This is a genomic window from Alitiscatomonas sp., assembly GCF_037242085.1.
Taxonomy (GTDB): domain Bacteria; phylum Bacillota; class Clostridia; order Lachnospirales; family Lachnospiraceae; genus Alitiscatomonas; species Alitiscatomonas aceti.
On sequence record NZ_JAXXBR010000106.1, the window covers coordinates 1 to 11,672 of the forward strand.

Below are 11,672 nucleotides of genomic sequence, written 5' to 3' on the forward strand. Positions count from 1 at the left end.
TAATTAGATTTGTTACAGGGATAAGGACAGGATACTGGACATAATCTAGTTTATACCATGCTCTCCAGAGCGTATACGGACGCAGTCTGGATATGTCAAAGCCTTTCATATTAATACAGGGGGCAGATGCATTTCAAATAAAACGCATCTGCCCCCCTGCCTGTCTTTAGTGGTGGAACAGCCGGATCCCCGTAAACGCCATGGTCATGCCGTACTTATTGCAGACCTCGATGACATTATCGTCACGGACAGAGCCGCCTGGCTGGGCAATGTATTTAACGCCGCTCTTATGGGCTCTTTCGATGTTGTCTCCAAAGGGGAAGAAGGCATCGGAGCCCAGGGCCACATCCTGCATCTGATCCAGCCATGCCCGCTTCTCTTCTCTTGTGAATACCGGCGGCTTCTCTGTGAAGATCTTCTCCCACTGGCCGTCCGCCAGCACGTCCATGTATTCGTCCCCGATATAAACGTCGATGGCATTATCCCGGTCGGCCCGTTTGATCTTATCGATAAACGGAAGGTTCAAAACCTGGGGAGCCTGCCGTAAGAACCAGTTGTCTGCCTTCTGGCCTGCGAGACGGGTACAGTGGACTCTGGACTGCTGGCCCGCTCCGATACCAATGGCCTGTCCGCCCTTTACATAGCACACGGAGTTGGACTGGGTGTATTTTAAGGTAATAAGGGCGATCATCAGATCTACCTTTGCAGCTTCCGGCATCTCCTTATTATCTGTAACGATGTTGGACAGGAGATCTTTATTGATATCCAGCTCATTGCGTCCCTGCTCAAAGGTAATCCCAAAGACCTGCTTGCGCTCGATGGGATCGGGAACGTAATTTTCGTCGATCTGGATCACATTGTAATTTCCATTTTTCTTTGCCTTTAAGATCTCCAGGGCCTCCGGCTCATAGCCCGGAGCAATGACGCCGTCGGAAACCTCTCTTTTAATGAGCTTCGCCGTATCCACATCGCAGGGATCGGAAAGGGAAATAAAGTCGCCGAAGGAGGACATACGGTCCGCTCCTCTGGCCCTGGCGTATGCACAGGCCAGGGGGGAGAGCTCTCCCAGATCGTCTACCCAGTAGATCTTCTTCAATACGTCGTCCATGGGAAGGCCCACAGCGGCTCCGGCCGGGGATACGTGCTTAAAGGATGTGGCTGCGGGAAGTCCGGTGGCCTTCTTTAATTCTCTTACCAGCTGCCAGCCGTTAAAAGCATCTAAAAGGTTGATATAGCCCGGTCTTCCGTTTAAGACGGTGATGGGCAGTTCGCTTCCATTCTCCATGAAAACCCTGGACGGCTTCTGGTTGGGGTTACAGCCGTATTTTAATTCCATCTCTTTCATTGAAACGTCTCCTTTTGTATATGATCTGTTACTTATTTTTATTTACGATCCTGGTCTCATACGTTCCTGTGGCAATATCAATGAACCGTACGAACAGGGAAACCTTGTTATCCTGGTTTAAGCTGTTCCATACCATCTCTGTAAATTCGTCGATGGTCCCGTCGATCTCCACCCGCTTCGGCTCGCCTTCAAAGCTGGGAAGGGGATTTCCGTCGCCCATGTACGTATGGATGAACCGGCCTTCGCCGTTTAAAGGCTTTTCATAGGCATAGGTAAACCGGCAGCAGCTTTCCGGATCTCCATTGCTGCTCTTTAAGATGGACATGGCGTAATTATAGCCTCCGTTTTCAATGTGCATGATCCCGGAGATACGGGGCGTATAGTTGGGGCCGTCCGGCTCAAATTCCCGGCAGCGTAAGGACTGCTCAAAGGTGAGCTGCTTATCCATTCCCTCGTAGATGGTATCGGTCTGGTCTCCGTTGGTCACAATGGTCTTATTGCCCAGGACACGGACCGGCGCATAGATGATAAGGCTGGGATCGGAAAGCTTTGCCGGATCGAAGGCCTGGGTGCGGATCCCCTCTCCCTCTTCTACAAATACGCGGTTCCTGCTGTTTTCGCTTCTGCCCATGATGAAATACGCGGTGACAGCCTTTGCTCCGTCTTTGGATCTGCCGATGACGATTCCTCTGCCCGGATAGGAATTGCTCCTTAATTCCTCTGCAAGTGATAATAATTTCATAGGATACTCCTCCAGATCATTAGTTTTCGCTGTTTTTATAAGAAAAGGGAGATGGCAGCCCGGCGGGTATAGCCCTCTTCCAGTTCATGCTGATGGTAAAGATAGCCTTCATCCTCATAATATCTGGCCTGCTTTGGACATTTTTTAATGCAGGCCCCGCATTTGATACAGATACCTGTATATTCCCGCACGTTCTCATGGCTGATGGAGCCCATGGGACAGACATCGGCACAGATCTTGCAATCGTCGCAGGCGTCAGAAACCAGGGATTTTACCTTCCGGATATCAATGGAAACGCCCTTCCGGTCTCTGGGCTGGTAGTAGCCCCGGTAGGGATGGGGTACGCCCTCCACTTCCACAGGGGCAGGCGCTTCTCCCTCTGGAAGCCCCTTCACCTTCTCCGCAATCTTTCCGGCAAAGGCCAGGGCCTCTTTCATATCGTCTGCGTCGGGACGGCCGGCAGCCAGAGTCTTTGAGAAGGAATGCTCGCCTACAAAGGCAGCGGCAGCCACTGTATGGAAACCGGTATTTTCCAGGATGTCCCGCAGCTCAATGAGGCCGTCGTCGAAATTTCTATTTCCAAAAAGCACCACCGGAACCGCAAGAGCGCCGTTTCCCTGAATGGTGGCCAGGTATTTTAACAGTACATTGGGAACGCGCCCGGCATAGACCGGCGTTCCGAAGATCACCAGATCATCTTTCCCCGCAGCAAAACCGTTTTCTCTCATTCCGGGAAGGGTAAAATCATAGTCCTCCCGCTCTGCACCAAGAAGCCGCGCCGCTTCATCGGCAATGGTCAGAACTATTTTCTTGGTGGTATCTGTGGCGCTGAAATAGACCGCCCATACTTTTTTTCTTTCCATGGTGTTTGACCTCCCTAACAGGACATAGTCCTTCATTATGTACAGCATACCATATTTTCCTGTGGTTGGAAATACACAATTCAAAATCCATTACAGAAAATTAAGAATTTCTACATATTTCTTCTCCTGTACTTTAAACGGCCTATGGTTTATAATGATATCCATACGGCAGCTTTATGCTGCGTGAAGGAGGTTCGTTACAGATGAGAAAACAACACGTTCTGTTTGCGGCGCTGGCAGCCGCTGTGGCCCTTTCGGCTTCCGGATGCAAGTCCAGGGAAAAGATCGACCTGGATACCCTCCATACCTCGGAGGCTGAGACCATGGCTTCCACAGAGGCTTCCGGCGGGGATAAAGAAAAAGAAACGGAAAAAGAGACCCAGAAGGAAACGGAAAAAGAAACGGAGGAGACCCAGAAGGGAGCGGATTCCTCCTCTGCCCTGAGCGTCCGGTCCAAGATCGCCACGGAGAAGCAGGGAAAGACGTCCATTGAATACGCAGTCTTATCCAATCTGCGGGATCCGAAGATGGAGGATGCGGTCAATGCTCTTATTAAAGAAAAAGCGCTCCAGGTTTTAACGGATTATCAGGTCGATCCGGCGGCCGATACCCTGTCGGTCAAGTGCACCGTCGTGTCTCTGGATAAAAACAAAGCGGTCCTTACCTATGAAGGCTCTCTGATGGTAAACGGAGCCGCCCACCCCTCTGATCTTTTTTATACCACCACAGTGGATCTAAACAAGGGGACGCTCCAGGGGCTTTCCGATTACGCCGACGCCTATACCATGGCCGGATATATCCTGTCCGACGACTGTGTGCTGAAAAAGCCCACAGACTCAAAAGAGGCGCTGGAGTATTTAAAGACCCAGGACCTCAACGCCATGTGGGAGATCCTGAAGCAGTGCGATTTCACGGCGGAAAACCTGGAGGGCTTCCCCCAGTCCTTTTCCTACGAGAACCAGGGCGTTATTTACATGGCTGTGCCTGTGCCCCATGCCCTGGGCGATTACGTGATCGTAAGCTATACGCCGGATACGAAATAGTTGATTTCCCGTTGGATTTCTGATAGGATTATGGGAAGATCGATGCCCGGGGACCGTTCTGTGCCCGGGATACAAATAAAGAGGAAAGGCTGGATAATACTATGGAAAATGTAACGATCATCGATCATCCGCTGGTGCAGCATAAAATCTCCATGCTGAGAGATAAGAGAACGGGTACAAATGAATTCAGGACCCTGATCGAGGAAATCGCGACTCTCATGGGCTATGAGGCCCTGCGGGATCTTCCTCTGGAGGAGGTCGAGGTGGAAACTCCCATCGAAACCTGTATGACTCCTGTTATTGCCGGAAAGAAGCTGGCTGTGGTCCCGATCCTGCGCGCAGGACTTGGCATGGTCAACGGGATCCTGGCCCTGGTGCCCACTGCCAAGGTCGGCCACATCGGCCTGTACCGGGATGAAAAGACCCATCAGCCCCACGAATATTTCTGTAAGCTGCCGGATCCCATCGAGCAGCGTACCATTGTAGTAACAGACCCCATGCTGGCCACCGGCGGCTCTGCTGTGGCAGCCATCGACTTCATCAAGCAGCATGGCGGAAAGCATATTAAATTCATGTGCGTCATCGCGGCTCCGGAAGGCCTGGAGCGTCTCAGAAAGGCCCATCCGGATGTCCAGATCTATGTGGGCCATCTGGACCGCCAGTTAAATGAAAAAGCCTACATCTGTCCGGGTCTGGGCGACGCCGGAGACAGGATCTTCGGAACCAAATAAAACAGACAGCAAAGGAGCTGCTGCAAAAGAAAGTTTTCCGTGCTTTCCTTTTGCAGCAGCTCCTTTTTATGACGGATATCCAAAGGCAGGCCGCATTCGCACCGCCTATTCGATCCTGAGGATGACCGCCCCCATGGTAAGCTCTCCTGCGCCGGTCACCGTATACCACCTTCCTCTTCGCAGACGGATCTTCTCCCGTATGCCCGGGGTAAGATAGCCGATCTCATACGTCTCTCCTGTTTCGGTATCTGTAAAGACCACGGCTGTATCGCAGCTGCTGGAAACCTGGACAGTCCCAAATACCGGCTGTATCTGCTCTTCCTTCAGCGAAGAGCCTTCCCTGTCTGCCAGGGTAAACGTATGGGTCTTCTGGATACCCAGATAAAAAAGAAACGCTGCGCCAACAAGTATCAGTAAGCAGATAAGGATCCGTTTTTTCATAACTGCACCTTCCTTTCTGACCAATGAATGATCCAGACCATCTCCAGATCCAGTACAAAGAAATGGGAATGGAGGTCTACTGGATCTGGATCCACTCCGGCGCTTCTGAAAGGGGGATCTCATACGCCTGGATCCTGGCATGTTATTCTTCTTCAGAGATCTCCGTTCCATTCTGCATATAAGTAAATACCGGAGTTTCTCCTTCCAGACGGGCCGTGGACGTAAAAGAGTCGATCCGCATGGCGTTTACCCCGTCATCCGAAATTTTATAGAGATCCGTTCCGGATTCCTCAGCGCTGCTGCTGTAAAACACCTCGATGACCCCGTTTTCATAAAGCGAAAAATTGGTTCTGTATCCAAACTCCATTTCCGGGAAAATACGGACCGCATGGGTTCCATTCCATCCGTACAGATCATAATTCCACGGAGTAAAGACCGGGGACACAGTCCCATACTCTCCGCCAGCGATCAAAAGCTCCTGGGTCCCATTCCCGTCTATATCATAAAGGGCGTAATATATATCCTGCTCATGGGTGCGGATCTCCATACTGATATGCTCTCCAAAGCTGCTTTCATAAAGATCTGAATCCCTGAGATCCACATAAAAATCATTCTGCACCATCTGGCTGTATTCCTCTAAAATGGGATCATAAGCCGCTGGCTGCCCGCGCGGCGGAGCCTCATGCTCTGCCATATCCGCTTCCTTCGTATCCGGTTCCTCCCGATCATCATATACAGGGATCCCCAGTATCCGGATCCTCCATCCATCATCATATCCGGTCTGGGAGTCCAGATCCAGCTGGTGGAATCGGGTCACATCATATAAGACCGCCTTGAAGCATACGCTGCCCCCGTCCTTATATCTTAAAGGAACCGGGATCAGGAGCATGGCGGCAATGACTGTCATTGGGATCCAGACTTTTCTTTTCATCTGGCTGCCTCCTTTCCAGGGCCTTATAGCGCCCCGGTTTTATAGTATTTTCTTGTCAGAAATTTTTATGACGGCTGGCGGATGCCAGATGTCTGCATCCTCCGCAGGGATCTGACACAAGGACAGCAGCGGCAGACCGGCCGTTACCCCTCTCCCATCATCCAATGTCCATGATGCTCCCGGGTCAGTACAGTCCGGTAATAGGCATTGACTGCTGACACAGAGTAATCATTGGACGGATCCATAGGATCATACCTGCTGACGGCGATACACTGAAAAAGACTTCTGTATTCTTCCGGCAGATGCTTCAGATGCTGTGGTTCATACATCAGTGTATATGCATCCAGTGGGCCCCCATCATAAAAGGTGTACCCATAGATGGGATCCGCCGCCCCATATTTTCCATCGTAAAAAGCCTCCACCGCCGAATGTCCATGGTATGCCCTTTCTGGATCAGCGAGATAGAGAACTCTGGCAGGAATACCGATACATCCCAAAAGAACGACCGCCACGCGGGCCATGTCCGTGCACCAGTCTGTACCGCGGGCCAGGATCTCCTGTTCTGTTCCCCCGAACCGCTTCTTCTCCAGGGAGGTTTCACACTTTTTTGCGATCCCGGATGTGAAGGCAAGGATAGTCTCAATGGAGGCGCGGTCCTCCTGTTTTTTTAATGTCTGCGCCAGGCCGTACAGATCGTGGCCTTCCATATGGGGACAGAACGGCGGCTCCGCATAAAGCAGATCATAGGACTCTGGATCCAGACGGACCATCCGGCGCAGGAGTTCGTGATCGATGGAACGTGGATCATGGGGATCATTTCTCAGCATCACTTCATAGGCCGCACCAAAAACGCCATAGCCCTGTTTCATTGGGTGTACCTCCTAAATTGTTATAGGATCAGACTCTGCACACAAACAGAAAACTCTTTTCCGGATCGTCCGCTGCGGGAGCTTTCTGAAAGGAGGAGTAGATGTTTATTTCCTTAAAGCCTGCTTCTACTAAAAACTGTTCCATTTCCCCGGGCCTGTATAAATGGGTCTGGAAATCCATATGTTCACGCTGCAGCAGCCTGGCCCCATCATAAAGCTCATAGATCCCCGGTGAAAACTGTGTCTGGCTCTGCTCATCGTAATGGTTTCTGCTTTTTAATACCAGTGTCAGGCCTTCTTTTGTTTCTGCCGAGGCCGTTATCTTGTATCCATTATCGTCGGCACACCGGTCCGCCATAGTCTCAATGGCAAAGACCAGCCTTCCCTCCGGAGCCAGCATTTCCTTCAGCTTTTTAAGGATCCTTCTGCACAGCTTCGTATCTGTAAAAAGAGAGATGGAGCCCGAGGAGATAAAAATATAATCAAACCGGTCTGGAGAATCGTATTCCAGAATATCTGCCTGGACCGCCTTTGCAGACGGAGCCTTCTTTTTCAGCCGTTCCAGCATATGGGCCGACAGATCGATCCCACAGATATCAAAGCCCCGATCCATGAACGGCACAAGAAAACGCCCGCTGCCGCACATGACCTCCAGTATCTTTTTATCCTTCTCTGCATAGGAAAGATAGAAATCCAGTTCATCCCTGGGCGCTTCCTTATGCAGGAGCTCATACAGCTCTGTACACAGACTGCCATAATAATTTTGTTTCATTTTATCCATTCTTTTCCTTTACCCCTTTATTTCACTTCCGCATTCTATTATTTCAGCCCTTAAAATATTTTTAAGATAATCCAAAACGAATTGACGTCCTTCATCACACCTCACGATCTGCGGGATGTGCCTGTATAGTAAACATAATGGCAGGATAAATATGAACATCATTTCCAAAAATATCAGCCATTCTCCTTCGGAAAAAAGGATCGCAAAAAGCATGGTCACAATAAAAAATATCTGACTTCCCCTTTTTATATGATCCAGAGGTATAAACTCGCCCTCTAAAACAACGGTATCATTTACGCTTTTTATCTTTGCCTTTAACATTTCCCAACCGCCGCCATTCATACTGCCTGCTGCATAAGCAATGCATAATTCGTCTCTTTCATCCTTATAGGAGGAAAGGACTGTTTTTCTATACGCCTGATTCGATAGACGGAGTGGCTGTGTCGTCTGCTTTATCGTTGTTAATACGTCTTCTTTTGAATATGGGATATAGATCCGGTAAAACTCGTTCATAGGATCTTCCCCCGCGGATCTCTGAAACATCGTTTCCTCCTCCACAGGAATTTTAGTGTAAGCTCTTTTTCTAAGCGCAGGATGGACAGCCATACCTGTCCTATACCATGATCCGATGGCAGAACAGCCGTATTTTTACTGTGTCACATGGATGTCCCAGGTCATATAGACCAGGCCCGCGTGGATGAGAAAGCAGGCGGCAGTAAGGATGGCTGGGACCAGCCTGTTATCTGCTGTTTTCTGAACCTTTCCCCAGAATGCGCCGGTCACCCATATCTGGGATGCAGAAAACAGAATAAATGCGGGATCATGCTGAAAACGGATCTCCATATGGGACAATGCAAAGCAGATAACGATATAGTTGACAGAAGCGGCCAGAAGATCGATCCAGCCGGATATTTTCCGCTTCATAAACGGCCCCCCTTATAAAACATCTGCTTCCAGCCGTATCGGACAGGATCGCCAAAGGTATTTCCTAATTTTCTGATAAAGCCATGGGGACGGCGGCACTCCCGCCCACTTCCCCTGCGGTGTCCTCGTTGGGGTCGAACTGGATGGCGCTCTGGACAGTGATAAACGCTCCGGCTCTGTTCCAGCCGCTTGACATGCGCTTTTCCATGGCAGTCATAACAGGATACTGGAGCCATCTTCTCTGGTGGGTGTAGTTGAACCAGCTGCTGATGATATAGCCATCCCGGAGCTCACAGGCCGGGTAGGCCACATATCCGCTCCATGCGTCTCCCTGGCGGGGCATGGAAAAGGCCGCAAATACATCGGTGTTTTCCTGCCGTCCCCAAAAGACCGTATCAGAAACCGCCGTCTGGCTTCCCAGGAAATAGTAGGGGGACCGGTACCGCATCCCATCCTTTTCATACAGGACCTGTCCGGTCACCTCCCCGCAGGCCTGCCAGCCCTCCCGGATATCCCGGTACACCGGCCAGAGCTGGAGCGCCTCCGTTCCATGGAAGGATGGACGGGACATCCACTGGAAGTGATGGAAGATCCTCCATGTTTCCCTTTCCCCGGGGATCCGGACTGCGACTCCTGTGAGACGCAGCTCCTTTTCCTTCCGATACGCCTCCTCTTCCAGGCGGCCCTCCTCTTCATTATATTTCATGGTCCGTTTCCAGCCCTCGCTGACCATCTGGTCAGAAACGTCCACAACGACCCTGAAAGCGCCGTCACAGGCCCGTATGTCCTCCAGGGAAAGGCCGTTTAGGACGTATTCGGGAAAGCCAAGCTCAAGCAGGCGGCCTCTGATCTTCTCCGCATCCTCTGGTACAGGCGGCTCCTCCTCCCACTCCATGGGATACCGCCCTCCAAACAGATATCCGCAGGCGCCGCCCACAAACAATATGAGGACCAGGGCCAGTACGATCCGCCTCTCTCCTGCCGGAGGCTCACTGTATGAGAGCTCCGCTCCCGCCTCTGCAGCTTCCCTTACCTGCTTATAAAGGCTTCGGAGGATCAGCACCAGGCTGATGATCATGCCCACAACGATCAGAAGCCCCTGGTAATGGATCGCTGCCAGCAGGTACATACCCCCATACCACGCCATCAGTCCTGCCGCGCCTTCTGCCCTGGGAAGAAGTCCGGCCCGCTGCCGGACAGCCCTGAATCCGCGCCAGAGACAGAAAAATTCTGCCAGCGCTAGGGCCAGGCTGACCAGGACCCATACACCGTCTCCCTGGCTGGAAAGCCCCGGGAGAATGGTGGTATTAAGGATCAGAGTGACCCAGACACACCATGCCCGGACGGCGGCAAGGAGATAACCGGAGCGGAACCATGGATTCTCTTTCCGGAGCGCACGGAATCCCAGGACCATAAGGACTGTTCCAATGGCAGGAAGGATGTGATCGAGGCACCAGAAATTTAATGTAAGGGATGTGAGAATGATTCCCATAAGCACGCGGCCCATGGCCCTTTCCCACGGACTTTTTTCAGAAACATCGGGAATCCTGTTTTCTTCCATGGTCATCCTCCTTTCCGTGTATTCCGCCGCCTGTATCCTGGTCATGCGGCATCAAAACCTGCACATTTGTGGTTATTTTTATTATACATGAAAAATCCAGAATATTTGGGACTTTTTCCAGTTGAATTTCTGACATTTTTCTTAATGACATTTTTTTGAAAATATGCACAAAAAGACCGCTGAACCTTTCATATAGAGATGTGGGTCAGCGGCCAGACTTCCTATTGATGGGATGGTTTTTGTATTATTCCGCGATATTCTCTATATAGTTATAGTCGATGTATCCTTTTATAACAGAATAAAAAAAGGGATCTTTTCTAATGGTATCCTCCGAATTGATAATGAAATTATTCCAGTCACCGGCTTCATTCCCGTCGGACAGGTAAACAGATAATTTATATCCATACCCAGAATAGCCCATCGAAGGCCTTGTTCTCTTTATCTCAACATCGTTCAGATCATCAATGATATGTTGGATCTGTTCTTTGTCTGTAATATGTGTCGCATTTCCGCTGCTGCCGTTAAAAACAACAAGCTCCAGGACTTCCTTGTGATCTAAGTCCATCAAGTCGACCGGAAGCGTATACCAAATGAATATGCCAGCCAGAAGAATCGCTGTAACCGATGATACCAGGATCGTTTTCCGTTTCATGATGATCTCCTCCAATATGGTTTCCATTTAAATAATTTTGATTTTCATGTAATTCCATGCTTCCCTGTAAATTCAGATTTTTAGTTCGGAACAGGGCCAATTACCCCCAGTGCGATCAGATCAAGAAAGGCGATCGTCAGAATCGTGCCCACTGCAAGAATGAGGAGGAATACTTCCAGAACACGGCGTAGGTTCTTGTTTGTTAAACCAGTCCTTATTTTGGTGAAGCACAAAATCGAAACGCCAATAATCAGCAGGGCGGTTATATTATAAATTACCATTTCTTTCATACTGTACCTCCTTTCAGATTCTAGTCTATCGCTCTCTTACTTTAAGCAGATGATGCTATGGCCAAAGGACATGGTATCCTTCCCAGGCATCTGGCCGCCAGGATTTTGCGCTAAACGCAGAAAACAGATGCACAATGGTATAATGTCTTCTTATACAGACATTATATCATAACTCCCTGGAATACTTCTACCATTTTTGGGTATTCCACGGGAGTAGGAAACAGACTGGACACAGACACATTCCTTCCCACCGCAGCCGTGGCAGTGCTGAGTCTCCGGGCGGCTGTCCGTATCTGCCGGTTCCGGCTGCACCAGTGGAAGGAGCAGATGGGTATTCAAGTGGATCGTGACAGGTAAAGTGATTTCTTTCGTAAAGTGTGTAACCTCCTTGAATGAATTTCATAATGAAATATTCGTGCAATATATTGTTTTCTTCGTGCAAATAGCATATACTATAATTGCCAGCAGAAAGGGGTTGATCGTATGGCTGGAAATACCA

General features: G+C 50.0%; 14 protein-coding genes. 2 read left to right on the forward strand and 12 right to left on the reverse strand.

Annotated features, from left to right (window positions below; translation table 11 throughout):
* Window positions 1-166: 166 nt before the first annotated feature.
* The 3 genes from WIH05_RS11220 to WIH05_RS11230 are packed head-to-tail and all read right to left on the reverse strand — an operon-like array spanning window position 167 to window position 2,950.
* Entirely contained in the window at window positions 167-1,345 is a 1,179-nt protein-coding gene (locus WIH05_RS11220; protein ID WP_022272436.1) for a phosphoribosylaminoimidazolecarboxamide formyltransferase, read from the reverse strand.
* Between the two features lie 28 nt (window positions 1,346-1,373).
* Window positions 1,374-2,087, reverse strand: coding sequence for an IMP cyclohydrolase (locus WIH05_RS11225; protein ID WP_022272435.1), 714 nt, complete (start codon window positions 2,085-2,087; stop codon window positions 1,374-1,376).
* Between the two features lie 35 nt (window positions 2,088-2,122).
* Window positions 2,123-2,950, reverse strand: coding sequence for an EFR1 family ferrodoxin (locus tag WIH05_RS11230; protein WP_337425395.1), 828 nt, complete (start codon window positions 2,948-2,950; stop codon window positions 2,123-2,125).
* A 203-nt stretch (window positions 2,951-3,153) separates the two neighbouring features.
* On the opposite strand from WIH05_RS11230, the gene WIH05_RS11235 reads away from it, so the two are divergent.
* Both WIH05_RS11235 and upp read left to right on the forward strand, forming a co-directional pair.
* Window positions 3,154-3,993, forward strand: a complete 840-nt coding sequence (locus WIH05_RS11235) for a hypothetical protein (RefSeq protein ID WP_022272433.1) — start codon at window positions 3,154-3,156, stop codon at window positions 3,991-3,993.
* A 101-nt stretch (window positions 3,994-4,094) separates the two neighbouring features.
* Window positions 4,095-4,724 carry a uracil phosphoribosyltransferase gene (upp, locus tag WIH05_RS11240; protein ID WP_337425396.1) on the forward strand — a complete coding sequence of 210 codons (630 nt, stop codon included), beginning with the start codon at window positions 4,095-4,097 and terminating at the stop codon, window positions 4,722-4,724.
* A 105-nt stretch (window positions 4,725-4,829) separates the two neighbouring features.
* On the opposite strand, the gene WIH05_RS11245 is transcribed toward upp, so the two are convergent.
* The 9 genes from WIH05_RS11245 to WIH05_RS11285 form a co-directional block, all read right to left on the reverse strand.
* Complete coding sequence (locus WIH05_RS11245; RefSeq protein WP_022272431.1) at window positions 4,830-5,165, reverse strand: hypothetical protein; 336 nt, start codon at window positions 5,163-5,165, stop codon at window positions 4,830-4,832.
* Window positions 5,166-5,307: 142 nt separating this feature from the next.
* Window positions 5,308-6,096, reverse strand: a complete 789-nt coding sequence (locus tag WIH05_RS11250; RefSeq protein WP_337425397.1) for a hypothetical protein — start codon at window positions 6,094-6,096, stop codon at window positions 5,308-5,310.
* A gap of 143 nt (window positions 6,097-6,239) precedes the next feature.
* On the reverse strand, window positions 6,240-6,965 hold the full coding sequence (locus tag WIH05_RS11255) for a transglutaminase domain-containing protein (protein ID WP_022272429.1): 726 nt from the start codon (window positions 6,963-6,965) through the stop codon (window positions 6,240-6,242).
* A gap of 28 nt (window positions 6,966-6,993) precedes the next feature.
* The gene (locus tag WIH05_RS11260) at window positions 6,994-7,737 is read right to left on the reverse strand and encodes a class I SAM-dependent methyltransferase (RefSeq protein ID WP_337425398.1); all 744 of its coding nucleotides are present in this window, start codon (window positions 7,735-7,737) and stop codon (window positions 6,994-6,996) included.
* Between the two features lie 18 nt (window positions 7,738-7,755).
* Entirely contained in the window at window positions 7,756-8,289 is a 534-nt protein-coding gene (locus WIH05_RS11265) for a hypothetical protein (protein WP_022272427.1), read from the reverse strand.
* A gap of 105 nt (window positions 8,290-8,394) precedes the next feature.
* On the reverse strand, window positions 8,395-8,670 hold the full coding sequence (locus WIH05_RS11270) for a hypothetical protein (RefSeq protein ID WP_022272426.1): 276 nt from the start codon (window positions 8,668-8,670) through the stop codon (window positions 8,395-8,397).
* Window positions 8,671-8,734: 64 nt separating this feature from the next.
* Window positions 8,735-10,231, reverse strand: a complete 1,497-nt coding sequence (locus WIH05_RS11275; RefSeq protein ID WP_022272425.1) for a hypothetical protein — start codon at window positions 10,229-10,231, stop codon at window positions 8,735-8,737.
* Window positions 10,232-10,475: 244 nt separating this feature from the next.
* Complete coding sequence (locus tag WIH05_RS11280) at window positions 10,476-10,883, reverse strand: hypothetical protein (RefSeq protein ID WP_022272424.1); 408 nt, start codon at window positions 10,881-10,883, stop codon at window positions 10,476-10,478.
* Between the two features lie 80 nt (window positions 10,884-10,963).
* Window positions 10,964-11,173 carry a hypothetical protein gene (locus tag WIH05_RS11285; RefSeq protein WP_022272423.1) on the reverse strand — a complete coding sequence of 70 codons (210 nt, stop codon included), beginning with the start codon at window positions 11,171-11,173 and terminating at the stop codon, window positions 10,964-10,966.
* Window positions 11,174-11,672 lie beyond the last annotated feature (499 nt).